Consider the following 23,672-nt stretch of genomic DNA (forward strand, 5'->3'; position numbering starts at 1 on the left):
CGACGGTATGCGGGCCACTCCGTGACCGGCATCGGTCATCGCGACGTAATGTCACCTGGCCCCTGGGCCAGGGGCCAGGGGCCGGGCATCAGGCGTCCGCCGGAACCTGCCGGACGTCGCGGACGAAGACGAGGGCGTCGGTGTCCGCGAGGTGGGTCGGGTCGAACGGCGCGTAGCCGAACCAGGGGGACGTCCGGGGTGCCGGACCCGGATCGCCGAGGGCGGTGGCCAGGCGGGCGGCGCCGACGACGCAGCGGTCTCCGGGCAGCGCGTACAGGAGGCCTTCGAGGGTGTCGTCGGGCGGGGTGTCCACGCCCCGGTGGCGGATCGTGCCGAGGGCGGTGGCCACGACGGCGTACTCCGCGCCGAGCCGGGCACTGACCAGCGCACCGGCGCTCCACCACTCCACCGGGCCCTGCCACATCCGCATCGCGCTCTTCCGCCGCTGGAGGTGGGAGTTGTGGGCGTGGACGAGGACCGGGCCCCGGTCGGCGAGGGCGAGGAGGTTCTCGGCCATCATCAGGTCGCGCTGGGCGCACAGCCGGCTCATCCGGGCGGGCGACGGGTCGGCCATCGCGTGGTGGTAGCGGAGCAGGCCGGTGGCGGTGCGTGCGTGCAGGCGGGCCCGTTCCACCTCCTCCGGCGTGGTCGCGGCGAGCAGGTGCGGCGCCTGCGCGTCGAGCAGCGCCCCCAGGTCGTCGGCGAGCAGCCGGAGCCGCTCGGCCTCGGCCGAGCGGCCGGTGGACCGGGCCGGGTCCGTCATGGCGGCGGGTTCGGTCCACCGGTCGTCGGGCCCGAGCAGGCGATCGAGCGTCTCCGCCGTGCACGGGAGCAGCTCCGCGTCGAGGTGCGCCGCGAGGTGGCCGTGCAGCGCGGTGAGGGCCTGTCGGGGGCTCGCGGCGGCGGCGATCTCCAGCGGGCCGTCGAACCCGGCGAAACGGACCCGGTCGGCGGCGGGCCGGCCGTCGTTGTGGGCGCGCATCCAGCGCACCAGCTCGCGGTTGCCCGCGAGGGCGCCCCACTCGTGGCTGAAGCCGTGCTCCATGACCTCGTCCAGGGTGCCGGTGCCCCCGGTGACGTGGTCGTCCACCAGCCGGCCCGCGAGGCAGTCGCTCTCGATCGCGATCGTCCGGTACCCCTCCTGCTCGACGAGCTGCCGGAAGAGGTCGTTGCGCAGGTCGAGCAGCGCGTCCTCGCCGTGGGTGGGCTCGCCCAGGGCGAGCAGCCGCGGCCGGGCGGGGAGCAGCCCCAGGACGGCGGCGGCATCGACGGTGTGCACGGCGTTCTTGATGTCGGTGGCCATGGCTTCAACGGTATCGTTGAAGCCTCGGTTGAGACTTCTCGGTGAGATCGGCCAGGTGGATGGGCTCCAACCCTCAAAGCGGTGATCGGCTTCGGCCGGTCGATCTGGCGCGTGCGCACGGGCTGTCGACGCAGGCGGTCAGGAACTACGAGGAGGCCGGCATCCTCCCGGCCGCCGGTCGCACGCCCACCGGCTACCGCACCTACACCGGGCTGCACGCGCAGGCCCTGCGCGCCTTCCTCGCCCTGGTGCCCGGGCACGGCCACCGGACGGCTGCGGCGATCATGCGGGCCGTGAACGAGGGCGGCGCCGACGAGGCGCTGCGTCTCGTCGACGAGAGCCACGCCCAGCTCCTCGAGGACCGCCGGACCCTTGAGGCGGTGGAGAGCGCCCTCCGCGGCCTGGGCCCCCTCGGGGCAGAACCCGGGGCAGAACCCGGGGCGGGGCCCGGGTCCGGGCCGGGCCGGGTGTCCGGACCCGACGGCACGTTCATCGGGCCGCTGGCCGGCCGGCTCGGGATCCGGCCCGCGACCCTGCGCGCCTGGGAGCGCGCCGGGCTGGTGCGCCCGCGCCGCGACCCACAGACCGGGTACCGCGTCTACCGCGAGGCCGACGTCCGGGACGCCCGGCTGGCCCACCAACTCCGGCGCGGCGGCTACCTGCTGGAGCAGATCGCCCCGCTGATCGCCCAGGTGCGGGCGGCCGGCGGGCTGGAGCCGCTGGAGGCTGCCCTGCACGACTGGCGCGAGCGGCTGTCCGCCCGCGGGCGGGCGCTGCTGTCCGGCGCCGCCGAACTGTCGGCGTACCTCCGGGCGCAGGGCTGAGGGGGCGCACGGCCGAGGAGACGCATGGCCGAGGCCCCGCTCGCGGGCGCCCGGGCCGGTCTCCGCGCCGACGCGAAGGGCGCCCTCCCGATCGCCGTGCGGCGGTCGGGAGGGCGCCCGGTCGGACGGTCGGTCAGCCCCAGTTGCCGACCAGCGGGACGTCACCCGCGTTGCCGAACTTCTTGCTGTAGATCACCAGGTCGGAGTTCTCCGCGGCGCCGTAGAAGCCCTGGTCGCCGGGCCGGTAGACGCCGATGGTCTCCTTGCCGGTGCCGTCCCAGTCGCCCTTGATCGGGATGTCACCGGGGTTGCCGAACTTGATGCCCGGTCGCACGTGCTCCGTCTGGTTGGAGTCGTTCAGGTAGAAGACCTGGGTGTCCGGGTCGTAGACGCCGACGGTGGTGGTGCCGTTGCCGTCCCAGTCGCCGACCAGCGGCTTCCAGCCCGCGTTGCCCAGCGGGATGCGGTACTTGACGGTGGAGTTGTCGTCGGAGAGGTAGAAGGTCTGGTCGCCGGGCCGGTAGACGCCGACGGTGGTCCGCCCCTGCCCGCTCCAGTCGCCGACCAGGGGGATGTCACCGGGGACGCCGAACGGGAAGGTGGCGGCCACGGTGGCGTTGTCGTTCGACAGCTGGAAGGTCGCGGTCTCGGGGTGGTAGACGCCGATGGTGTCGGTGCCCGGGCCGTTCCAGTGGCCGGTCAGCGGGACGGCGTTCCCGCCGCCGCCGAACACCGTCCGGCCGGTGAACCAGCCGTTGTGGGCGGCCTCGCCGAAGCTGGCGTCCGCCTTGCGGTACACGCCCACCGAGGCGGGCGCCGGCCCGGGCGTGGCGTTCACCACGGCCCTGCCGATCCGCTGCTGCGCGGCGACGGTCAGCGGCACCTTGGTCGGCTGGTCGGGGCCGAGCCAGCGGAAGTTCTGCAGGTAGACCACGCGCGGGTCCTGCGCGGCGATCGCGCGGTACTCGGCGTTGAACGCCGCGACGTCGGCGTCGGTCCGGTCGGGGTAGCAGTTGTCCGCGACCTTCTCCTGGTTGGTGGACTCCGGGAAGAGCATCAGGTGCTGGTCCGGCGAGGAGAGGAAGGTCTTGAGGTTCGCCAGCCGCGGCTGGATCTCGCCCCGGCCCACGCAGTAGTAGTCGAACCCGACGATGTCGACGACGGACGGGATCGGCGCCGTCTGCTCGGCGTTCCAGTGGTCGAGGCTCATGATCAGCATCTTGTCCGGGAACGCGGCCTTGATCTGGGCGGCCTGGGTCTGGACCTGTGCGGGGCTCAGCCCGTGCGAGTAGGCCTCGTCGCTGAGGTCGACGGCGGCGATCTTGTCGAGGTTCGGCCCGATCCGCTTCGCCAGGTCGAGCAGGTTCTGCGCGGCGCTCGGGTTCGGGTCGAAGCGCCAGGAGTCGTCCGGCCGCGGGAGCACCGTCTCCTGGTTGAGGTCGATCACGCAGGAGGACGGCAGGCACTGGTCCAGGAAGTCCAGGCGCGGGTCCCGGTCGCGCAGGTAGGTGTTGAGGTTCGTCCACGACGCCACCTCCGGCGCGTGGTTGACGCTGAAGTTGGGGTCGTTCGGGTCCCGGATGTCGAAGTACCCGTAGTAGCCGAGCCCGCCCAGCATGGAGACCCGCAGGTCGTCCACGGTGGTGACCTGGCCGGCCGCCGAGTGGTGGGCGCCGAGCGAGACGTAGCCGTCGCGGGGCAGCTGGGCGGCGGTGCGGCCGGAGAAGACCGTCGCGCCGTTGACCGTCACGGTCGCCCGCTGCTTGTCGCCGGTCGCCAGCGCGACCGACACCTCGTAGGAGCCCGCCGCCGGGACGGCCGGCAGGGCGGTCGGCGTGCCGCCCTGGAGGAGCGTCAGCCCGCCGTCGGCCTGGACGCGCAGGCCGAGCGCGACGTCCTCGGCGTCCACGGCGCCCGTGCCGCCCGAGGCGTTGCTGACGGCGAGGGAGGCCCAGTCCTGGCCGGAGGTGCTGCCGACCACGGGCGTCAGGGCGGCGTGCACCGTGTAGGCGCCGGTCGGGACGTCCGAGGTGGCCGGCTTGTTCAGGCGGACGGCCGCGGTGCCCTTGGGGAAGGACAGCACGTTCGGGTTGGCCGGGCTGTTGACCTGCACCGAGCCCGCCGGCGGGGTGAGGGCCAGGCCCCGGACGCCCGAGACGGCGGTGTAGTCGGCGGAGATCAGGCTCGGCTGGCGGACGCTGAGGTCCTGGTTGAGCCCGGAGTCGGCGGTGGCGTTGGGCGCGCCGTCGAAGGTGTCGACCAGCGGCTTGGCGCTGCGGATGGCGCCGGTGTCCACCCTGCTGACGTTCAGGCCGTGGCCGGCGCCGTCGCCGAAGGTGGTGACGCGGTCCTCGGTGGAGAGGTAGGCGCCGAGGTAGAGGAACTCGCTGCCCGGCCAGCGGGTCACCCCGGCCGGCGCGGAGACGGTGAACGGGGTGCCGTTCACCGTCAGGGTGAGGGCGCGGTCGGCCCCGGTGGAGACGGCGAGGGAGACGGCGTACTGCGCCGTGGGCGCCACCCTGCCGGTCCAGAACGGGGTCTCGCCGCCGTGGAAGAGGGCGAGCTCGCCGCCCGAGGTGACGGTCAGGCCGAGGTCGACGTCGCCGCCGGTGACGTAGCCGGTGCTGCGGTGGCTGCGGCTCAGCACGATCGAGCCCCAGTCCTTGCTGACGGTGTCGCCGACGACCGGGTCGATCACCGTCGAGACGGTGTAGTGGCCGGTGGCGTCCGCGACGGCCGGCGCGCCGAGCATGACCGCGGAGACGCCCTTGGCGAACAGCAGCTTGTTCGGGTGGTTCGGGTGGCTGGTCTGGACGAACCACTGGGCGGGTGCGGCGGTGGTGTCCCACCGGCCGGAGACCCGGGTGTAGGAGATCCCGTGCTGCCCGGCCGGGGGCGACTGCCGGGCGTCGATCCCGACGTTCAGCCCGTACATCGGGTCGGTGTCCTGGGCCGGGTCCAGCTGGAAGGTGTCCGCGAAGGCGCGGGTGGAACCGAGGTCCGCCGGCACCGGCCCGGACCCGTCACCGACCGGTGCGCCGACCGGGGCGCCGACCGGGGCGGCGGCCGCCGTGGTGGGGGCGAGGCCTGCGGGCAGCAGCGCCAGCGCGAGCGCCGAGGCGCCGGCCAGTAGCCCGCGGCCCAGGCGTTGAGTGAGTATCACCGAGTCTTCGTCTCCCGGTCGTCGAATCGGCGGCGCGGGCGTGCGTCGCCGAAGGGAGCGGACACGGCAATGCCCGAGCAGCTCAACGGTCTTCCCCCCGGATCGCGATCATAGGGGGTGGATACGAACGGCCGTGCGGGGCGTCGGACGCGGCGGTCCACCGCGGGGCTCGGGAGGACCGGGCCGTCACGCGCTCGCGGCGCGGGCGGGGGCGAGCTGGTCGAAGCAGTAGTAGACGGCCAGGGCCGCGTGGGTCGCGAGCATCGCGACGGGGCTGACGTAGGCGAGCCCGATGGTGGCGGCGTAGCAGAGCCCGCCGGTGCCGAAGCGGCGCAGCGCGGCCCGGAGGGCCTGCGGCGGGATCGGGTGGTGCAGGGTGCGGGCGTCCCGCGTGAAGGAGAGGAAGAGCAGGGAGAACGCGACGCCCATGGCGAGCATGGTGGCCGCGTAGAGGGCGGCGGCGGTGTGGGCGTCGTCGTGACCGGCCGTCAGGTACGCCGAGAGCATCCGCGTCGGGTACGGGATGACGGAGACGGTCAGCAGCAGGAAGAGGTTGGCGAACAGGGTGCGGCGGTCGACCCGGTCGGCGAGGACGCACATGCCGTGGTGGTTGATCCAGATGATGCCGATCACCAGGAAGCTGACCAGGTAGGCGAAGTAGGCCGGCCACTGGTGGGCGAGCGCGGCGGCCAGCGACTCGCCGTGGAGGGTGTCGGGCTCCGGGACGCGGAGGTCCAGGACGAGCAGGGTGATCGCGATCGCGAAGACGCCGTCGCTGAAGGCCTCCAGGCGGGAGGTACTGAAGCCCTCCGGCTGCCGTGCGGCCGTGCTGTCGGTGGCGTCGGTCATGCGGGCTCCACGGTCTCCGGGGCGGGGTCTCGGGACGGTCCGGCGGGCAGGCGGCGCACCCGTCGGATGCCGGCCGGCCCCCGGTCCCGGGTGGAGTGTACGGCTCGCGGTCACAACCCTCGGTCGGAGCTCGCGGTCAGAGCCCGCGGGCGACGGCGGCGAGGACGGTGTCGGCCGCCAGGCGGCGTTCGTCCTCGGGCAGCTCGCGCAGGGGGCCGTCGACGAGCAGGGCGGAGAGGCCGTGGACGGCGGACCAGGCCGCGTAGTGCGCGCCGGGGCGGCGTTCCGCCGGCACGGCGCCGACCGCGACCAGTTCGTCGAGCTGACGGCCGAGCAGGACGTACGGGTCGGTGGTGTCGGCCCCGGCCCCGGCTTCGGTCCCGGATCCGGCTCCGGAGGGCGGGTCGGAGCGTCCGTCAGCCTTGGAAGCGGCACCGGGGTGGGCGGTGGCGCCGGAGAAGGCCGTGCGGAACCAGCCGTGTTCGGTGGTGGCGAAGTCGATGTACGCGCGCCCGATGGCCTCCAGCCTGGACCAGGCCCGCTGGACCGGGTCGTCCTCCCGGACCTCGGCGGTGCGCCGGAGCATCAGTCGGCCGAGCTCGGTCATGCAGCCGGCCGCGACGGCGGCCAGGAGGTCCTCCCGGTCGGCGAAGTGCCGGTAGGCCGCGTTGTGGGAGACGCCGACCCGCCGGCCGACGGCGCGCAGGACGACGGCCGAGGGTCCGCCCGTCCGGGCCAGGGCGACACCCGCCTCGACCATCGCCTCGCGCAGCGCCCCGTGGTGATATGCCCGCTTTTCCACTTTTCCGACTCTTTTCCGCCGATATGTTGACAGTGTCCACCGCGAGTGCCACGGTGGCAAGGAGAGCATGTTCCCGATGTCAACATGCACGGCGGATGGAGTCCCCGATGCCCGCCTTCCCCTCGCGACGGCCGCTGCTCGTCCTGGCCACGGTCTGCCTCGCCGCCTTCGCGATCAACCTCGACACGACCATCGTCAACGTCGCCCTGCCCGACCTGAGCCGGCAGCTCGGCGCCGGCACCCGCGACCTCCAGTGGGTCGTCGACGGCTACAACCTCGCCTTCGCCACCCTGGTCCTCACCGCCGGCTCGCTCGGCGACCGCTTCGGCCGGCGCCCCGCCCTGCTGCTCGGACTGGCCGGGTTCGCCGTCACCAGCGTGCTGGGCAGCGCCGCCGGATCCCCGGGCCCGCTGATCGCGGCGCGCTTCGCGATGGGCGCCTGCGCCGCGGTGATCTTCCCGACCACCCTGTCGATCATCACCAACACCTTCCCCGACCGCCGCTCGCGCGCGAAGGCCGTCGGCGTCTGGGGAGCCGTCACCGGCCTCGGCGTCGCGGTCGGGCCCGTCGTCGGCGGCCTGCTGCTGGCGCACTTCTCCTGGCCGTCGGTCTTCCTCGCCCTGGTGCCCGTCGCGCTGCTGGCGCTGGTCGCGGCCTGGCGGTGGGTCCCGGAGTCGAACGACCCCGCCTCGGCCCGCCTCGACCCGGCCGGTCTCGCGGCCTCCTCGGCCGCCATCGGCGTCCTGGTCTACACGCTCATCGAGGCGCCGGACCGCGGGTGGAGCGCCCCGGCCAGCATCGCCGGCTTCGCCGCCGCGATCGCGCTGACCGCGGTCTTCGTCCGGATCGAACGCGGTCGCGCCCACCCGATGATCGACCTGACCCTGTTCCGCACCCCGGCCTTCTCCGCCGCGAGCGGATCCGTCACCGTCGCCTTCTTCGCCCTCTTCGGCTTCATCTTCCTGGTCACCCAGTACTTCCAGTTCATCCGCGGCTACGGCACCCTCTCCACCGGCGTACGGATCCTTCCCGTCGCCCTCACCATCGCCCTCGGCTCGATCGGCGGCGTCGCCCTCGTCGGCAGGCTCGGCACCAGGGCCGTGGTGACCACCGGACTGGTGCTGCTGGGCACGTCCTTCGCCTGGATCTCCACCTCGTCGGCCTTCACGGGCTACCCGCAGGTCGTCGGGCAGATGGTGCTCATCGGCCTCGGACTGGGCCTCACCACCGCGCCGGCGACCGAGTCGATCCTCAGCGTCCTCCCGCCGGCGAAGGCCGGCGTCGGCTCCGCGGTCAACGACGCGACCCGCGAGGCCGGCGGCACCCTCGGCGTCGCCGTCCTCGGCTCGGTCTTCACCTCGCTCTACGCGAGCCACCTCACGACGACCGCCTTCGCCGCACTGCCGCCGCGGGTGGCCGCCGACGCCGGGCACTCGGTGGCCTCCGCCCTGGGCACCGCGGCGGCCGCCGGCCCGGACGGGCGCGGGCAGCTGCTGGACGCCGTACGGGCCGCGTTCATGGACGGGTTCCACGTGGCCTGCCTGGTCGCCGCCGGTGTGTGCCTGCTCGGCGCGGTCGCGGCCCGGCTCGCCCTCCCCGGCCGCGCTCCGCTGCACCCGGTGGTGGCGGTCCAGCCCGTCCCGGCCCACCGCGGGTAGCCGGCGCGCATGCCCGTGCCCCGCGTCCGGTGCGCGCGTCCGGAGTCCCAGCGGCTCCCGGGCGCGCGTTCGCCGGGCCCTCGCGTCACCAGCCCGCGGTGCCCGCGCCGCCCTTGAACGGGCCGGTGATCTCGCTGGTGATCCAGCCTCCGTAGAAGTCCCCCTCCTGGGCCAGCACGGCCTCCCCGTCGACGGTGCAGTCGTCCACCCGGCCCGGGTAGAACGCCAGGAAGTCGCGCAGCGCGCGGTAGCCGGGCAGCGGGTCCGGGTAGCTCCAGGCCGCCGAGGGCGCCAGCCGGGGCCCCACCCGCAGGTCCCAGTACCGGGCGAGGCCCTTCCACTCGCACACGCTGACTCCCCGGCCCTCCGTCAGCAGACCGGTGGCCACGTCGGCGGGCGGCAGGTAGTACACCGGCGGGTGGCTGGTCTCCAGCACCCGCAGTGCCCGGCTGCTGGACGCGACCAGCATCCCGGCGAACCGGACCTCGACCAGACGGCCGGGCACCGGCTCGACGGCCGGCGGGCGCGGGTACTCCCACACGGACTCGGTGCTCCGCCCTGCCGCCGCCATGCCACCCGTTCCCTTCCCGTATTGCCCCCCACCCGCCGTCCACCCTGCCGAGGTCGCACCGGCGGGAGCCACTCGCAGCGTTCGCGCAGCGTCCGAGGACGACGCCGCACGGACGCTGCACGAACGCTGCGAGTCGGCACCGGACCGGCCGGGAGCCGATGCTCTGACCGGCAGCGAACACGGACCCGACGAGGAAGCGGGGTCACCGATGGAACCGCAGGACGCCGTACCCGGACGGCCCGCGTGAGCGCGCCGCGACCGCACTGGGTCTTCGGCGACCAGCTCGGCCCGCACTTCCTCGCCCCGGGCGCGGGCGGGACGGGCGCGGACGGCACCGGCGAGGACGGCCCGGACCGGGACGCGCCGGTCCTCATGATCGAGGCCCGCTCCGTGCTGCGACGCCGGCGCTTCCACCGGGCCAAGGCCCACCTGGTGCTGTCCGCGATGCGCCACGCCGCCGAGGCCCTGGGAGACCGGGTGCACTACGTGCAGGCGGAGACCTACCGGGAGGGCCTGGCCCGGGCGGCCGGCCGGCGCCGCCTCACCGTGTGCCATCCCACCTCCCGAGCCGCCCTCGGCCTGGTGCACGGCCTGCCCCGGGTCACCGTGCTGCCGCCGCGCGGCTTCCTCGTCCCGTTCGCCGACTTCCGCCGCTGGGCGGGCGAGCCCGGGGAGCGACGCCTGCTGCTGGAGGACTTCTACCACCGCGTGCGGCGCGCCGAGCACCTGCTGCTGGAGCCCGACGGCACCCCGGCCGGGGGCCGCTGGAACCTCGACCGGGACAACCGGGAACCGCCGCCCAGGGGCGCGTCCACGCTCCCGCTGCCACCGCCGTTCGAACCGCAGGAGGACGAGATCGACGCCCGGGTGCGGGCCGACCTGGACCGCTGGGAGCGCGCCGGCGAGGTCGCCTTCGTCGGCCGGGACGGTCCGCGCCGCTTCGCCGCCACCCGCGCGGAGGCCGAGCAGGCCCTCGCGCACTTCGTCTCCCACCGCCTCGCCGACTTCGGCCGGTTCGAGGACGCCATGCTCCACGACGACCCGTGGATGGCGCACAGCGCGCTGTCCGTCCCGCTCAACCTCGGCCTCCTCGACCCCGGCGAGTGCGTGCGCGCCGCGGAGGAGGCGTACCGGGCCGGGCGGGTGCCGCTCAACAGCGCCGAGGGCTTCGTGCGCCAGATCGCCGGCTGGCGCGAGTACGTGTGGCAGCTGTACTGGCACTTCGGGGAGGGCTACCGCGACGCCAACCGCCTCGGCCACCACGAACCGCTGCCCGCCTGGTTCCGCGACCTCGACGCCGGGGCGGTCACCGCCCGCTGCCTGGCCCGCGTCCTCACCGAGGTCCGCGACCACGGCTGGGTGCACCACATCCCCCGGCTGATGGTGCTCGGCAACTGGGCCCTGCAGCACGGGTGGGACCCCCGCGAGCTCACCGACTGGTTCCACCGCTGCTTCGTCGACGGCTACGACTGGGTGATGGCCGCCAACGTCATCGGCATGTCCCAGTACGCCGACGGCGGTCTCGTCACCACCAAGCCGTACGCCGCCGGCGGCGCCTACCTGAACCGGATGAGCGACCACTGCCGGCCGTGCCGCTACCGCCCCACCGAGCGGCTCGGCGACCGCGCGTGCCCGTTCACCACCGGCTACTGGGCCTTCGTCCACCGCCACCGGGACCTGCTCGCCGCCAACCACCGGACCGCCCGGGCCGTCGCCGGACTGCGGCGCCTGGACGGCCTCCCCGAGGTCCTCGCCGCCGAACGCACCCGCGGCCAGTCCCCACCGTGACCGGTGGGCCGCTCCCCCGCCCCGATCCGTTCGCCAACGGACGATTGACCCGGGTGCGGAACGGGCAGCCGCCCCGTCCACCGGTTCCCCCACTTTCCAGCCGGACGGAGACCACCATGGACGGCGCGGACGGATTCCCGGGCAGGCTGCACACCGAACACCGGGCCATCGAGGCCCTGCTCGGGAGGCTGGACGGCGAGCGCGACCACGGCGCTCCCGCCCCCGACGAGGACCTGCACCTGCTCGACGCGCTCCGGCGGCTGCTGGAGCCGCACCTGGCCGCCGAGGACGCCCACCTCTACCCGCTGGTCCGTCGCTGTCTGCCGTCCGGTGCCGCGCTCGCCGACGCCGCGGCCACCAGTCACGCGACGATCCGCCGGCTGCTGGAGCGGGCGACGGACGGGCTGCTGCCCGCCGCCGGCCGGCGACGCGCCGCCGCCTCGCTGTCGACCGTCCTCCGCACCCACCTGCGGGGCGAGGAGGAACGGCTCTTCCCGGCACTGCGCGCCCGCGCCGCACCGCGCGACCTGCGGCGGTGCGGCCGCGGACTGAGCGACGGCCGCCGGGCGCGGCCGGACGCACCGGTGTGGGGCCTGCCGCCCGGCACCGGGGCGATCGCCGCCGTCCGGGACCACCTCACCGGCCACGACACGTCCGAGCGGGGGCACTCCCCCTGATCCGGGCCGCCCGTGACCGGGTCCCGGCAGCCCGCCCGCGCCGGCCGTTTGGCACTCCGCCCGGCGGCAACCCGCAGGAGTATGGCCTACCTCGGAGAACCCGTACCGACCGTTCCGCAGCCCCGCCTCCCGGGCGGGCCCACGGACCGGCCGGGGCCGTGGCTGTTCACCCGCCCCTGCCCGGCCCCGGCCGACGGACCGGCGGGCGCCGTGCTGTTCGGCCGGGACGGCACCCTCCTGCAGGACGTCGTCCGCAACGGCGACCCGGCGATGGTCCACCCGATGGCGGGGATCCGGTCCGCGCTGACCGCACTGCGCGGGGCCGGCTTCGCCCTCGGCGTGCTGAGCAACCAACCGGGCGTGGCCGCCGGCCTGCTCGGGCGGGGCCAGGTCGAGGCCGTCCAGACCCGGGCCGAGGCACTGCTGGGCCCCTTCGACGTCTGGGCTGTGTGCCCGCACGGCTCGCACGCGGGCTGCGCCTGCCGGATGCCCGCCCCGGCCCTGGTGACGGCAGCCTCCCGGGCGCTCGGCCTGCCGCCGTCCCGCGTCACGGTGATCGGGTCCAGCGATGCGGTGATCGCCGCCGCGCTCGCGGCCGGTGCGCACGCGATCCGGGTCCCCGAGGCGGCCCGGCGGCCCGCCGCGCCGTGCCCGCCCTGCACCCTGACGGTCTGCCGGGCCGCCGACGGCCCCGAGCAGGCGGCGAGCCTGCTGCTGCGGCACTGACCCAGGCCCGTTCGGGCCGACGGTGGGCGGGGCGGCCGCCGTCAGCCCGCCAGCACGACGGCCGGGTCGACGTGGCCGTCCACCAGCGCGCGAGCCGCGTCGGCCAGGCCGGTGCCGCTGCGTCGGGCGTGCGAGCGGAGCACCTCGAAGGCGGTGTCCATGTCCAGTCCGCCGGCCTCGGCGAGCACGCCCTTGGCCCGTTCGACGGCGCTGCGGTCGACCAGGGCGGCGCTGATCTCCTCGGTCGCGGTCTGTTCCCGCCCGTAGCGGCGGTGCAGGAGGGCGAGGTCGGCGAGGGGCTGCACGACGTCCGGGCCGTCCCGGCCGTCCTGGCCGTTCCGGGCGGGATCCGCCCCCGGGCGGTCGTCGAAGACGTTCAGCGCGCCCACCGTCCGCCCGCCCAGACGCAGCGGAAGAGCGCGCACCGAACGGAAGCCGAGGTCCAGCGCCCGCGGGACGAACCGGGGCCAGCGGGACCGGGCCGCGTCGAGGTCGGCTTCGACGACGGTTTCGCCGGTACGGTGGCAGTCCAGGCAGGGCCCTTCGCCCGCGGCGATCTGCAGGGCCTCCAGCCTGCGCACACGGTCGCTGGAGTAGGCGATGTCGCGCAGCGTGCCGTGCCGGTCCGCGACGACCAGACCTGCCCCGGCGGCCCCGCTGAGCCCGTGCAGACCTCGGTGAGCCGGTGCAGGAACTCGACGGTGTCGTAGCCCGGCCCGGTCAGCGTCCCGGTGAGCCCGGCGAACGCCTCGTTCACGCGGGCCTCGCGCGTCATGACCGACTTCCTCTCCCCTCCAGGCCAGGCTGCGCCCACGTTCCGCCACCGGTCATCCGTCATCGGTCCTCCTCCGTGAACCGCAGCCGCCTCCGCACCACGTCGCGCGCGACCCCGTCGATGTCCCGGTCGTGCGCGAAGGCGTGCCCGCGCAGCCGGTCCAGTGCCTCCTCCGCGGAGACGCCGAGCTGCACCATGACCATGCCGACCGCCTGGTCCACCTCGACGCCGTCGAGCGGCGGATCGTCCAGCCAGGGCTGGACCGGCGAGCCGTCGGGGGCCGACACGAAGGACCCGACGATGGCGAGGGTCACGCTGGTCGCCGCCACCTGGATGTCGGCGATCTCCGCGACGCCCGGCACACCGGGTGCGGTGCGGTAGAGGCTCAGTACCCCGATGCTGGCGGATCCCAGGTGCAGCGGGGCGGCGTAGGCGCCGCGAAGCCCCCGGCTCGCTGCGGCGGCCAGGTCGGCGACCAGCACCGGCCAGCGGACCTCCGCGGCCGAGAGGAGGTCCGCGACCACCACCGGGCGCCTGCCACGGAAGGCGTCCACCCCGGGGCCCTCCCCGAGACTGAACTGCCGCTCCTCCATCCGGCGGGCCCGGTCGTCACTGGCCCAGATCCCGGCCCGGTGGCCGGTGTCGGCCATCAGCGTGATCGCGGCGGAGTCCACGGCCAGGGCCTCGACGCAGGCGGCGCAGAGCCGCTCCGGCACCGACGGCCGGCCCGGTCCGTTGACGGCCTCGGCCATGATCTGCGCGATGCGCGTCAGATCGGCCATCTCCGCGCCTCGTTCTTCTGTCGTCTCCCCGCCGCCCTCGGGCGGCGGCCGACGTCACGGTGGCCACGTCTCCTGACCGCGGCAAGATCACCGCAGTATAGGGACCCCGGGCCCGGGCGGCCGCGCCGTGACGGCCCACATGCCGCACCGGCCCGTGCATCGCTGCGCGTGTACCCGGATCCACCCGTGGTACACCGGGCGCCGGGTTTGACGACGCCCGGTCCGGCTAACCGCCCCGTATGGACACCACACCTCTGCACACCCGACCGTGGTCCCGACGGCTGCGCGGCGCGCTGGACGCCCCGGAACACTGGGAGGTCCTCGACGTCCCGGCCCGGCCGCTCGCCCAGGCGGTCGAGGCGCTGCCGCTCGGACCGTACCGGGACGCCCTGCACGGCGTCTGGCTCGGCCACCCGCTGCACCCCGTGCTGATCCAGCTGCCGATCGGCTTCTGGTCCTCCGCGGCCGTCCTGGACTTCGTGCCGCACGGGCACCGGCCCGCGGACGCCTTCGTCGCGCTCGGTCTGCTGACCGCCGGGCCGGCCGCCCTGGCGGGCTGGGTGGACTGGTCCCGGCTCGACCCGCCGCGCCGGCGCACCGGCCTGGTGCACGCCCTGAGCAACACCACCGGGGTGCTGCTGTACGCCGGTTCGATGCTGGCCCGCTGCCGCGGGCGGCGCGGCCGCGGCCGGCTGCTCGCCCTGGCCGGGCTCACCGCCCTGTCGGTCGGCGGCACGCTCGGCGGGCACCTGGCGTACCGGCAGGCCGCCGGCCCGGACCGGGCCGCCGCGGTGCCCGGGCTGGCCCCGGCGGACTGGATCGGACTCGGCCCCGTCGACGACTTCCCGCCCGGTCAGCCCGTGCAGCGGACGGTGGGCGAGCTCGGCGTGGTCGTCGTGCGCGACGGCGGGGACTTCCACGTGCTCGCCGGGCGCTGCTCCCACCTGTCGGGCCCGCTCGCCGAGGGAACCGTCGCCGACGGCTGCCTGCACTGCCCCTGGCACGGCAGCGAGTTCCGGCTGCGCGACGGCGAGGTGGTGCGCGGCCCGGCGACCGCGCCGCAGCCGGTGCTGGAGACCCGGGTGCTCTCGGGGCACCTGGAGGTGCGCCGGCCCGGCGCGGCCTGACCGCCAGGTGGGTCCGGTCAGGGCGCGGGGCCGCCGCGGCAGGTGTGAAGGCCGCCGGCCCGGGCAGCCGCCCGGCATGTTGTTGATCAGACCGCCGGGCGTCTATCCGCCCCAGGGGGACACCGAACTCCTCGCCCACTGCGTGCGCCGGGAGCCGCTGGACGGCTCCAGCCGGGTGCTCGACCTGTGCACCGGGACGGGCGCCGTCGCGCTCGCGGCCGCGCGCCGCGGGGCCCGGGTCACCGCGGTGGACGTCTCCACCCGGGCCGTGGCCACCGCCTGGTGCAACACCCGGCTGCACCACCGCAGGGTCCGGCTGCACCGGGGGGACCTGCTCGCCCCGGTGGCCGGGCAGCGCTTCGACCTCGTCACCGCCAACCCGCCCTACGTCCCGGCGGGCCCCGGCCGGGACGGTCCCGGCCGGGGCGCCGCCCTCGCCTGGGACGCCGGACCGTACGGCCGGCTGGTGCTGGACCGGATCTGCCGGACGGCCCCGCGGGTACTGACCCGCGGCGGCGTCCTGCTGCTCGTCCAGTCCGCGCTGGCCGACGTCCCGGCGACCCTCGCGGTGCTGCGCGCGGCCGGGCTGCGGGCCGGCGTGGCGGCCCGGCGGTGGCAGCCCTTCGGGCCGGTGATGACGGCCCGGGCCGGGTTGTTCGAGCACCTCGGGCTGATCGGCCCGGGCGAACGCGAGGAGGAGCTGGTGGTGGTGCGCGGTGTCCGCGGGTACTGACCGGGAGGCCGTCCGGGTGGTCGTGGTCCCGGGCGGCCCGCTGCTGGTCGAGGGGCCGGTGGAGGTGGTCCTGCCGGACGGCACCGTCCGGGTCTCGGAGCGGCCGGTGGTGGCGCTGTGCGCCTGCCGGCGCAGCCGGACGTACCCGTTCTGCGACACCAGCCACCGGCGGCACCGCCGCCCGGACCGCGACCCGGCGGCGGACGGCGGCGGTGGCGGTTCAGCCGCGGGCGGCGGCCGGGCCGGGCAGGGTGGCCGGGTCGGGCAGGTCGGGCAGGTCGGGCAGGGGTGAACGCAGCGACGACCGCCCGGACCGCCAGCACCCGAGCAGGTGCTCCGCGAAGCGGCCGTCCACGACCTCCGCGGCCGCGATGCCGAACGCGACGTCCTGCGCCGTCTCCGGCTCGGCGGACACCAGTTCCGCGATGACGCCACGGCGCACCAGCTGCTCGTGGACGGCGTCCGCCTCGACGTGCTCCCGGTAGAACAGCGTGCCGTCCGGGCCGCCGCCCAGCCGGTCCAGCGCGGCGGCCAGCCGGGCGGCGCCGGGCGAGGAGGTGATCTCGATGGCGGCGAACTGCCCCACCGCCGCTCCGCGCAGAGCCCGGTGCAGACCGAACAGCGTCATCAGGTTGACCACCGCCAGCGAGGACGCGGGGACGAGGTCCAGGTAGTGCCGGTAGGCCGGGTCCAGCCCGAAGGCCGCCATCATGCGGGCGAACAGCAGCGCATGGGCCCGCTCGGGGCGCCCGGCACCGTACTCGTCGAAGGTGATCGCCATCAGCACCGCCTGCGCCGGGCCGTGGATCCGCGGCAGCAGCCACAGCTGCGGGTCGGCCTCCTTGAGGTGGTAGAGCGACCGGTGCACCAGGTACTCCCGGGCCTGGGTGCGGTCACCCGCGGCCAGCAGGTGGTGCGAGGGGCCGGTGCCCCCGGCGGGCTCCAGCAGCAGCCGTTCCAGGGCCTCCGGCAGTGGTGGTACGGGCTCCGCCGCGGCGCGCACCGCCGCGAGGAAGGGGCGTTCCAACGCCCTTCTCAGCATGAGGAGTTCGGGCTCCCACTCCCACCCGGGGTGGACGCCCGGCAGGCCGCGGTCGTGGAGTTCGTAGCAGAGGAAGAGCGCGAGCTGGTGGTCCTCGCCCCAGGGGTCGTCGAACGGCCCGGGCGGGGCGAGCAGCCGCCCGGCGCCGGGCGGCCCGGCGGTCACCAGGCCGAGCACCGCCGCCGACAGCGGACCGCGCGGGCGCAGCGGGCCGCTCATCGCCCGCTCCCCGGGCCCGCCGCTCCACCGACCCGGCCCCCGGCTCCGGTGCCCCGGCCCTCGGCGCAGGCGCAGAGCACGGCGAAGGCGATCGCGAGGGTCAGCGCCCAGCAGCCGGTGAAGGCCCACAGCACCGGCGCCGCCGAGGTCCGCAGGCCCGCGGTCAGCAGGCCCAGCGACAGCAGGACCAGCCCGAGGACGGTCCGCGGCCGCACGCCCCGCATCATGTCCCAGGCCCGGCTGCGCAGTCCGAGGCCGAACCCGCGCAGCCGCGCGTCGAGGGCGCGGTCCCGGCGCAGTTCCCGTTCGATCCCGAGCAGCACGTCCCGCTCCTGTGCGTTCACCCTGTCCTCCTCGTACGGCCGTCCCCCGGCGCGTCCCCCCGGGTCCTGCGGGCGGGTGCCCCGGAATCGCGGGAACTAACGCCCCGGGAGCCACTACCGCCCCGGGAGGCGGGCGGCCAGGCGAAGCAGCCGAGACCCGCCAGCCGCTGCGCCCCGCCGGGACCCGCCGCGTGCTCCGCGGCGCCCTCGCCGGGCCGCCAGGTCAGCAGCACTCCGTCCAGGAAGGGCGCCGCCCGCAGGGCGGTCGGCGCGGTGCTGCCCGTCAGGCCCTCGACCCGCCCCTCGTAACCGACACCCGTCGCGGCGGTGTCCAGGATCCGGCCGAAGGCGCCCGCGGTGACCAGCCCGGGGTGCAGCTCGCTGAGGCGCCGCCCGACCAGCCGGCCCGTCGCGGCCTCCCGGCCGGCCGCGGCGTTGGCGAACCCGACGCGCAGGTCTCCGACCGCACCGCCGGTGACGCCCTCGCGGACGGCGGAGAGCACCAGGACGGGCTCGAACACGGCGTCCAGCACGGCCCGGAACCAGTACTCGCCGCCCGGGACGACCAGGTCCGGCTCGCCACCGCCCGTGGCCGTCACCCGCACCAGGTGCTCCGCCACCAGCCCGGCCAGCGCGTCCACGTAGCGGGCGGCCGCGCGGGCCCGGCGGAGCGGCTCCCGCCGGCCGAGGCCCATCGCCCCGACGGTCCGGTCCCCGCGCCTCAGCGGCACGGCGCAGACCGTACGTCCGGGCACGATCCGCCCGCGCACGGTCCCGTCCACCCCGGGCGGCCGCCCGTCGCCCTCCTCGGCGCCGGACTCCCAGACCGGGCCGCCGCCGTGGGCCGCCGTGACGAGGGGCGCGCCGGTCTCCGGCGGGATCCGCCTCCACTGGCTGACCCGGCGCCTCGACCCCGTGGCTGCCGGCCAGGGCGAGCGCGCCGTCCGGCTCCAGCAGGCCCAGCACCACCGCGACGACGCCGAGCGGCCCCAGGGCCACCTCGTGCACCAGGCGGGCCGGTTCCTCGGGGGTGTCCGCCCCGGCGAGGGCCGAGGCCGCCAGGTGGTAGCGGGCGGCGAGGCCGGGCACCGGGGTCAGCGGCCCGGGCCCGGGGGGGGGTGGAACCGGGGCGGGCGGCCGTGGCCGGGCGGCGACCGGGTCGGGGCCGGGGGCCGGGGCGTCCCCGCCGAGGTCCGCGATCGGTGCGGCCAGGCCCACCAGGGCGGCGGCGATGTCCACCAGCCGCCGGTTGGAGTCCTGGGAGAGCTGCACCAGGTGACCGAAGGCCTCGTCGGGGGTGCAGCCGAGCCGCTCGGTGAGCATCCCCTTGGCCTGCTCGATGACGCCGCGGGTGCGCATCGCCCGGCGCAGCCCGTCGGCCTCGGCGCGCAGCCGCTCGACGGCCTCCCGCAGCACCGCGCCGTCGTCGGGCCGGGCCGCTGCGCCGGGGTCGCGGTGCTCAGGCACAGGCCGCCGCCACGTCCGGGTAGGTGCGCAGCAGCGCCGAGACGCCGCTGAGCTCGATGACGTCCTGCACCCTGGGGCCGACGCAGGCGAGTCGGATCGCGCCGTCGCCCTCCCGTGCGCGCCGGGCGGCGGCGATGAGGACGCCGAGGCCGGTCGAGTCGACGAAGGGCACGGAGGCGAGGTCGATCACCACCCTGGTCGCGCCGTCGGCGACGAGGGCGTCGAGGAGCAGGCGCACTTCCTGCGCCGTGTAGTCGTCGAGGTCCCCGCTGAGCGGGACCACCGTCCAGCCGTCGACCTCCGGGAAGTCCTTCATCCGGACCGACCGTCCTCAGTTCCCGGCCGCATCCGGCCGCTTCTCGGCCCCCGCCCTCCAGGCTAGGCCGAGAACGCCCCGGGCAGCGGCGCGCGGGGGTGGCGGAACCGGCCGGCCCCGGTCAGCTACCGGCCGTTTCCCCGGCCGCGTCGTCCGCGTCGCCGTCTCCGGCGAGCGCTGCCTTCTGGTCCGCGACGGACGTGCCGGCCCGGACGGTCTTAACGGTCTCGACGGGCGTGGGCTCGTCGGGCTGCTCGCGCCCGGCGGGCGGGTCGTCGTCGTGGTGCAGCGGGACGCCTCCGGAGCCGCCCTGCGGTGTGTCCTCCATGATCGTTCCTCCTCAGGTCCGTCGGCCCCGGCCTTCGAGTCGGAGCCCGTGCTGGGCCGGGTAGCGGGCGCCGTGGCCGACACCCGGCCAACGGCGGCCGGGCCGGTGGCGAACCGGCCGCCGGACGGCGCGCGAGGGCCCCGGGCGGGGGTCGTGCACGGCGCCCGCGGCCCGGTCAGTCCTCACCGAGGACGGCGTAGGTCTCCGCATCGTCGCGCTCCCTGCTCTCGTCGGTCGAGGCGCCCGACGGGCGGGGGCGGGCGGGCCCGCCGGCCTCGGACCGGTCGGCCGGCCTGCCGGCATCGGGCCGGCCGGGGGTGCTGACGGCCCGGGCCGGGCCACCGTCACCTTCGCGCGCGTCCATGGACCGTCACCTCCGGGTGTGGCGCCCCGGGCGGGCGCCTCGGACCGAACCGGCTACCCGGCGGCGCGACCGACAAACGACGACGTGGTCCGGGCACCGGGCGCCGGCACGGTGCGAGGAGCCAGCGCGGCGGGAGCCGTCGAGGTTTCGGCGCACGCGCCCCGGTTAGCCGCTCCGGCGACGGAACCGGGGACGTCGACGACCGAGGCTGACATGCGAGTGAGGCTGACATGACCGAATTCGGCTACTTCCTGTCCTGCGAGGAGTTCACCCCCGCCGAGCTGGTCGAGCAGGCGCGGCTGGCCGAGCGGGCCGGCTTCACCCGGCTCGCGATCTCCGACCACTTCCACCCGTGGAACGACGCCCAGGGCAGCAGCCCGTTCGTGTGGGGCGTCATCGGGGCGCTCTCCCAGGCGGTCTCGGTGCCGGTGACCACCCTGGTGACCTGCCCGACCGTCCGGTTGCACCCGGCGGTCACCGCCCAGGCGGCCGCGACGGCGGACGTGCAGCTGGCGGGCGGGCTGCGGCTCGGGGTGGGAACCGGGGAGGCGCTCAACGAGCACGTGCTGGGCGACCGCTGGCCGCCGTACGAGGTCCGGGCGGAGATGCTGGCGGAGGCCGTCGCGGTGCTGCGCGAGCTCTTCACCGGCGGGCTCGTCTCCCACCGCGGCGCGCACTACACGGTCGAGAACGCCCGGCTCTACACGCCCCCGAAGGACGGCCGACTGCCCGTCTACGTATCGGCGTTCGGACCGAAGGCCGCCGAGACGGCGGCGGAGTTCGCCGACGGACTGGTCACCATGGGCCCGGACACCGAGCTGATCGGCCGCTACCGGGCGGCCGGCGGCCGCGGGCCGGTGGTCGGCGGGCTGAAGGTCTGCTGGTCGGCGGACCGCGAACGGGCGGTGGAGACGGCCCACCGGCTGTGGCCGAGCGAGCTGCTCCCCGGCGAGCTCGCCCAGGTGCTGCCCACGCCGCGGCACTTCGAGCAGGCCACCGAGCTGGTCACCGAGGAGATGGTCGGCCAGTCGGTCACCTGCGGGGACGACCCGGAGGAGCACCTCGACCGGCTGCGCTCGTACGTGGGGGCGGGCTTCGACGAGGTCTACGTCGGCCAGATCGGCCCGGAGCAGGAGGGCTTCTACGACTTCTACCGCGAGCAGATCCTGCCGCAGGCCGCCTGACTCCGGTGGGCGTGCGTGCCCTGTGGAGGACCGCGGCGGGTGTGCAGGCCCGGCCGGGCGACCGCGGGTGGCGGGCCGCCCGGTCGGGCAGGCCGTCACCCCTGCGGCGGGCCGCCCGGCAGCCGCAGGTCACACCAGACCGTCTTGCCCGGGCCCATCGGACGCCAGCCCCACTGCAGGGCGATGCTGAGCAGCAGGAAGAGTCCGAGGCCACCCTTCTCGTCCGGGCCGTGCGGCGGCCGGGGCGTCGGCGGGCGCGGACTCTCGTCGCTGACCTCGATCCGCAGCCGTCCGCCGGCCCGGATCAGCAGCAGCGCCCGCGGCCCGCGGGTGTGCCGCACGGCGTTGCCGACGAGTTCGGAGACCAGCAGGACGGCATCGGCCACCATCATCGGATCCCCGACGTCGGCCAGGAACGCGGCGGTGAACTCGCGCGCCTCGGCGACCGCGCCGGGCCGGGCCGTCAGCGGCAGCCTGCGCGCCGCGGGCTCGGCGAGCCCCGTCGGAGAGAGCCGCGTGCCGTTCATGCCGCCCCACCTCCCTCGCCGGTCGGGGTGCCCCCGCCCGCCGAGCGGGCGGGGGCCCGCGCGTGGTCGCCGCCGCCTCCGCGGCGGACCGGTCGTCCACGGCCCTCGAAGGCGCCGGAGGCGCGCGAGGTCGCTGTCGTCAGGAGTCCTGGCGGCATCCTGGGGATCTCCTTCCGTCCGCATTCGGTCGGCCCGCTCACTCCGCGCCTACCCGGGCAGCCCCGTCGCTAACGCTGCGCGCCGCATCCGTCGCCCGGACCGTCAGGCCGGCGGGCGGGCCAGCAGGCTGCCGTCGAGGTCGGCGAGCAGCTCGGCCGGGCCCGAGTGGACCTCGACGGCGCCGGCCGCGCGCAGTTCCCGGGCCGAGAAGCCGCCGCTCTCCACGGCGATGCAGGGCACGCCGGCGCGGCCCGCCGCGGTGACGTCCCAGACGGTGTCGCCGACGAACACGGCGTGCCCGGGGTCGGCACCCGCGCGCTCGAGCGCCACCCGGACGACGTCGGGCGCCGGTTTCGTCGCGGCGACGTCGTCGGCGGTGGTGGCCGCCGCGATGACGTCGTCCGCGCCGAGGGCGCGGCGCAGCACCGCGAGCTCGCGGTCGGCCGCCGAGCTGGCCAGCACCACCAGCCAGCCCCGGGCCGCGCAGGCGCGGAGCAGCTCGGCGGCGCCGGGCAGCGGGGTGATCGCCGGCCAGAAGCGGCCGTACAGGGCGTCGTGGGCGGCGGTGATGGCCTCGTCGTCGTCGCGGTCCCGGTCGGTGCCGAGCAGGTGGTCGAGGAGCTGGTCCGCACCCATGCCGACGGCCCGGTGGGCCCGCGCGGCGGGGACGGTGCGGTCGTACTGGCGCAGGGCCTCCCACCAGGCGAGGGCGTGGAAGTACGTGGTGTCGAGCAGCGTGCCGTCCACGTCGAACAGCGCTGCCGCGGTGGGTGTCATGGGTGGTCCCTTCGCTCGCGGACACGGTGTTCCCCCCGCACACCGACGGCCCCCCGCAGGGCGGCTGACCGCTCCACGGCCCGGGAAACCCCGCGACGCGTTCCGGGCATCCGCCGCGTGCCGGTGTTTCGGCCGGGCCGGCGCGGCAAGACGCCTGCCATGAATACCCGCGCGCACCCGAAACCCCGCCAGGAGCCCCGCACCGTGGTCATCACCGGCGCCACCGCCGGCGTGGGCCGCGCCTGCGTCCGGGCCTTCGCCACCGACGGCGACCGTCTCGTGCTGATCGCCCGCGGCGAGGCCGGACTGCGCGCCGCCGCGGCCGAAGCCGAGGCCGCGGGCTCACCGGTACGCACCATCGAAGCCGACGTCGCCGACCCGGAGGCCTGCGAGGCCGCCGCGGCCCGTGCCGAGGCCGAGTTCGGGCCGGTCGACGTCTGGGTCAACGACGCCTTCACCTCCGTCTTCGCCCCCTTCACCGAGATCACCGCCGAGGAGTTCCGCCGCGTCACCGAGGTCACCTACCTCGGCTACGTCAACGCCACCCGGGCTGCGCTGCGCCGCATGCTGCCGCGCGACCACGGCACGATCGTGCAGGTCGGCTCGGCGATCGCCTACCGGGGCATCCCGCTGCAGACCGCCTACAGCGGCGCCAAGCACGCCATCCAGGGCTGGCACGAGGCGCTGCGCTGCGAGCTCCTGGCGAGCGGATCCGGCGTGCGGGTCACCATGGTGCAGCTGCCCGCGGTCAACACCCCGCAGTTCGACTGGGTCCTCAACCGGCTGCCCCGCCGGGCCAGGCCCGTCCCGCCGGTGCACCAGCCCGAGGTGGCGGCCCGCGGCGTCCGCTACGCCGCCGACCACCCGGGGCGCCGCGAGTACTGGGTGGGCGCCAGTACCGCCGCCACCCTGATCGCCAACGCGATCGCGCCCGGCCTGCTCGACCGCTACCTCGCCCGTACCGGGATCGGCTCCCAGCAGGACGACCGGCCGCGCCGCTCCGGGGAGCGGGCCAACCTCTGGGCGCCGGCCGACTCCACCGACGACCACGGCGCGCACGGCCGCTTCGACGACGAGGCGCGCGAGCGCAGCGCCCAGCTGTGGGCCTCCCAGCACCACGGCCTGCTCGCCGCCGGCGCGGTGCTGTTGATCGGCGCGGCCGCCGGCGCCCTCGCCCGGGGGCGGTGA

General features: G+C 76.0%; 25 protein-coding genes and 1 pseudogene. 10 read left to right on the top strand and 16 right to left on the bottom strand.

Features of this window, described 5'->3' with window-relative positions:
- Nucleotides 1-88: 88 nt before the first annotated feature.
- Nucleotides 89-1,303, bottom strand: a complete 1,215-nt coding sequence (locus tag AB0N04_RS21425; protein WP_360216821.1) for an erythromycin esterase family protein — start codon at nt 1,301-1,303, stop codon at nt 89-91.
- Between the two features lie 59 nt (nt 1,304-1,362).
- Between AB0N04_RS21425 and AB0N04_RS21430 the strand changes: the two genes are divergently transcribed.
- The gene (locus tag AB0N04_RS21430) at nt 1,363-2,127 is read left to right on the top strand and encodes a TioE family transcriptional regulator (RefSeq protein ID WP_360216839.1); all 765 of its coding nucleotides are present in this window, start codon (nt 1,363-1,365) and stop codon (nt 2,125-2,127) included.
- A 133-nt stretch (nt 2,128-2,260) separates the two neighbouring features.
- Here AB0N04_RS21430 and AB0N04_RS21435 read toward each other — a convergent pair whose 3' ends face one another.
- The 3 genes from AB0N04_RS21435 to AB0N04_RS21445 form a co-directional block, all read right to left on the bottom strand.
- On the bottom strand, nt 2,261-5,290 hold the full coding sequence (locus tag AB0N04_RS21435; protein WP_360216818.1) for a hypothetical protein: 3,030 nt from the start codon (nt 5,288-5,290) through the stop codon (nt 2,261-2,263).
- Nucleotides 5,291-5,476: 186 nt separating this feature from the next.
- On the bottom strand, nt 5,477-6,139 hold the full coding sequence (locus AB0N04_RS21440) for a TMEM175 family protein (protein ID WP_360216815.1): 663 nt from the start codon (nt 6,137-6,139) through the stop codon (nt 5,477-5,479).
- Between the two features lie 136 nt (nt 6,140-6,275).
- Nucleotides 6,276-6,941, bottom strand: coding sequence for a TetR/AcrR family transcriptional regulator (locus AB0N04_RS21445; RefSeq protein ID WP_360216812.1), 666 nt, complete (start codon nt 6,939-6,941; stop codon nt 6,276-6,278).
- Nucleotides 6,942-7,048: 107 nt separating this feature from the next.
- Here AB0N04_RS21445 and AB0N04_RS21450 point away from each other — a divergent pair, with 107 nt between their 5' ends.
- On the top strand, nt 7,049-8,599 hold the full coding sequence (locus AB0N04_RS21450; protein WP_360216809.1) for an MFS transporter: 1,551 nt from the start codon (nt 7,049-7,051) through the stop codon (nt 8,597-8,599).
- Between the two features lie 85 nt (nt 8,600-8,684).
- Here AB0N04_RS21450 and AB0N04_RS21455 read toward each other — a convergent pair whose 3' ends face one another.
- On the bottom strand, nt 8,685-9,170 hold the full coding sequence (locus AB0N04_RS21455; RefSeq protein ID WP_360216806.1) for a DUF427 domain-containing protein: 486 nt from the start codon (nt 9,168-9,170) through the stop codon (nt 8,685-8,687).
- Between the two features lie 243 nt (nt 9,171-9,413).
- On the opposite strand from AB0N04_RS21455, the gene AB0N04_RS21460 reads away from it, so the two are divergent.
- The 3 genes from AB0N04_RS21460 (at nt 9,414) to AB0N04_RS21470 (ending at nt 12,361) form a co-directional block, all read left to right on the top strand.
- Nucleotides 9,414-10,958, top strand: coding sequence for a cryptochrome/photolyase family protein (locus AB0N04_RS21460; RefSeq protein WP_360216803.1), 1,545 nt, complete (start codon nt 9,414-9,416; stop codon nt 10,956-10,958).
- A gap of 116 nt (nt 10,959-11,074) precedes the next feature.
- Nucleotides 11,075-11,635: a hemerythrin domain-containing protein gene (locus AB0N04_RS21465; protein WP_360216800.1), complete on the top strand. Its 561-nt coding sequence runs from the start codon at nt 11,075-11,077 to the stop codon at nt 11,633-11,635.
- Nucleotides 11,636-11,716: 81 nt separating this feature from the next.
- Nucleotides 11,717-12,361 carry an HAD-IIIA family hydrolase gene (locus AB0N04_RS21470; RefSeq protein ID WP_360216798.1) on the top strand — a complete coding sequence of 215 codons (645 nt, stop codon included), beginning with the start codon at nt 11,717-11,719 and terminating at the stop codon, nt 12,359-12,361.
- Between the two features lie 41 nt (nt 12,362-12,402).
- On the opposite strand, the gene AB0N04_RS21475 is transcribed toward AB0N04_RS21470, so the two are convergent.
- Together AB0N04_RS21475 and AB0N04_RS21480 are read right to left on the bottom strand one after the other, a co-directional pair.
- Nucleotides 12,403-13,185, bottom strand: coding sequence for a GAF and ANTAR domain-containing protein (locus AB0N04_RS21475; RefSeq protein ID WP_360216795.1), 783 nt, complete (start codon nt 13,183-13,185; stop codon nt 12,403-12,405).
- Between the two features lie 10 nt (nt 13,186-13,195).
- Nucleotides 13,196-13,918: a GAF and ANTAR domain-containing protein gene (locus AB0N04_RS21480; protein WP_360216792.1), complete on the bottom strand. Its 723-nt coding sequence runs from the start codon at nt 13,916-13,918 to the stop codon at nt 13,196-13,198.
- Nucleotides 13,919-14,157: 239 nt separating this feature from the next.
- Between AB0N04_RS21480 and AB0N04_RS21485 the strand changes: the two genes are divergently transcribed.
- The 3 genes from AB0N04_RS21485 to AB0N04_RS21495 all read left to right on the top strand — a co-directional run bounded on the left by AB0N04_RS21485 (nt 14,158) and on the right by AB0N04_RS21495 (nt 16,070).
- Entirely contained in the window at nt 14,158-15,045 is an 888-nt protein-coding gene (locus tag AB0N04_RS21485; protein WP_360216789.1) for a Rieske (2Fe-2S) protein, read from the top strand.
- A gap of 76 nt (nt 15,046-15,121) precedes the next feature.
- Nucleotides 15,122-15,778, top strand: a complete 657-nt coding sequence (locus AB0N04_RS21490; RefSeq protein ID WP_360216786.1) for a HemK2/MTQ2 family protein methyltransferase — start codon at nt 15,122-15,124, stop codon at nt 15,776-15,778.
- Nucleotides 15,762-16,070, top strand: a complete 309-nt coding sequence (locus AB0N04_RS21495; RefSeq protein WP_360216783.1) for a CDGSH iron-sulfur domain-containing protein — start codon at nt 15,762-15,764, stop codon at nt 16,068-16,070. The genes AB0N04_RS21490 and AB0N04_RS21495 overlap by 17 nt, the downstream gene beginning before the upstream one ends.
- Here the strand turns inward: AB0N04_RS21495 and AB0N04_RS21500 are convergent.
- From AB0N04_RS21500 to AB0N04_RS21530, 7 genes and pseudogenes are all read right to left on the bottom strand, one after another.
- Nucleotides 15,999-17,039 carry an iron-containing redox enzyme family protein gene (locus tag AB0N04_RS21500; RefSeq protein WP_360216780.1) on the bottom strand — a complete coding sequence of 347 codons (1,041 nt, stop codon included), beginning with the start codon at nt 17,037-17,039 and terminating at the stop codon, nt 15,999-16,001. The genes AB0N04_RS21495 and AB0N04_RS21500 overlap by 72 nt on opposite strands.
- Entirely contained in the window at nt 17,036-17,383 is a 348-nt protein-coding gene (locus tag AB0N04_RS21505; protein ID WP_360216777.1) for a hypothetical protein, read from the bottom strand. The genes AB0N04_RS21500 and AB0N04_RS21505 overlap by 4 nt, the downstream gene beginning before the upstream one ends.
- Nucleotides 17,380-18,093, bottom strand: coding sequence for a hypothetical protein (locus tag AB0N04_RS21510; RefSeq protein ID WP_360216774.1), 714 nt, complete (start codon nt 18,091-18,093; stop codon nt 17,380-17,382). Before AB0N04_RS21510 ends, AB0N04_RS21505 begins: the two co-directional genes overlap by 4 nt.
- A gap of 496 nt (nt 18,094-18,589) precedes the next feature.
- Nucleotides 18,590-18,721: pseudogene (locus AB0N04_RS21515) on the bottom strand (ANTAR domain-containing protein); the annotation flags it as partial.
- A 100-nt stretch (nt 18,722-18,821) separates the two neighbouring features.
- Entirely contained in the window at nt 18,822-19,145 is a 324-nt protein-coding gene (locus tag AB0N04_RS21520; RefSeq protein ID WP_360216771.1) for an STAS domain-containing protein, read from the bottom strand.
- Between the two features lie 121 nt (nt 19,146-19,266).
- The gene (locus tag AB0N04_RS21525; RefSeq protein WP_360216768.1) at nt 19,267-19,473 is read right to left on the bottom strand and encodes a hypothetical protein; all 207 of its coding nucleotides are present in this window, start codon (nt 19,471-19,473) and stop codon (nt 19,267-19,269) included.
- 175 nt (nt 19,474-19,648) lie between these two features.
- Nucleotides 19,649-19,837: a hypothetical protein gene (locus AB0N04_RS21530; protein WP_360216766.1), complete on the bottom strand. Its 189-nt coding sequence runs from the start codon at nt 19,835-19,837 to the stop codon at nt 19,649-19,651.
- A 230-nt stretch (nt 19,838-20,067) separates the two neighbouring features.
- On the opposite strand from AB0N04_RS21530, the gene AB0N04_RS21535 reads away from it, so the two are divergent.
- On the top strand, nt 20,068-21,021 hold the full coding sequence (locus tag AB0N04_RS21535; protein WP_360216763.1) for a TIGR03557 family F420-dependent LLM class oxidoreductase: 954 nt from the start codon (nt 20,068-20,070) through the stop codon (nt 21,019-21,021).
- A gap of 95 nt (nt 21,022-21,116) precedes the next feature.
- Here the strand turns inward: AB0N04_RS21535 and AB0N04_RS21540 are convergent, their stop codons facing one another.
- Both AB0N04_RS21540 and AB0N04_RS21545 read right to left on the bottom strand, forming a co-directional pair.
- The gene (locus tag AB0N04_RS21540) at nt 21,117-21,548 is read right to left on the bottom strand and encodes an ATP-binding protein (RefSeq protein ID WP_360216760.1); all 432 of its coding nucleotides are present in this window, start codon (nt 21,546-21,548) and stop codon (nt 21,117-21,119) included.
- Nucleotides 21,549-21,809: 261 nt separating this feature from the next.
- The gene (locus AB0N04_RS21545; RefSeq protein WP_360216757.1) at nt 21,810-22,484 is read right to left on the bottom strand and encodes an HAD family hydrolase; all 675 of its coding nucleotides are present in this window, start codon (nt 22,482-22,484) and stop codon (nt 21,810-21,812) included.
- Nucleotides 22,485-22,643: 159 nt separating this feature from the next.
- Between AB0N04_RS21545 and AB0N04_RS21550 the strand changes: the two genes are divergently transcribed.
- Nucleotides 22,644-23,672, top strand: a complete 1,029-nt coding sequence (locus AB0N04_RS21550) for an SDR family oxidoreductase (protein ID WP_360216754.1) — start codon at nt 22,644-22,646, stop codon at nt 23,670-23,672.

Origin of the sequence: Kitasatospora sp. NPDC051702 (genome assembly GCF_040681575.1) — a bacterium.
In the GTDB taxonomy this organism is placed as follows: domain Bacteria; phylum Actinomycetota; class Actinomycetes; order Streptomycetales; family Streptomycetaceae; genus Kitasatospora.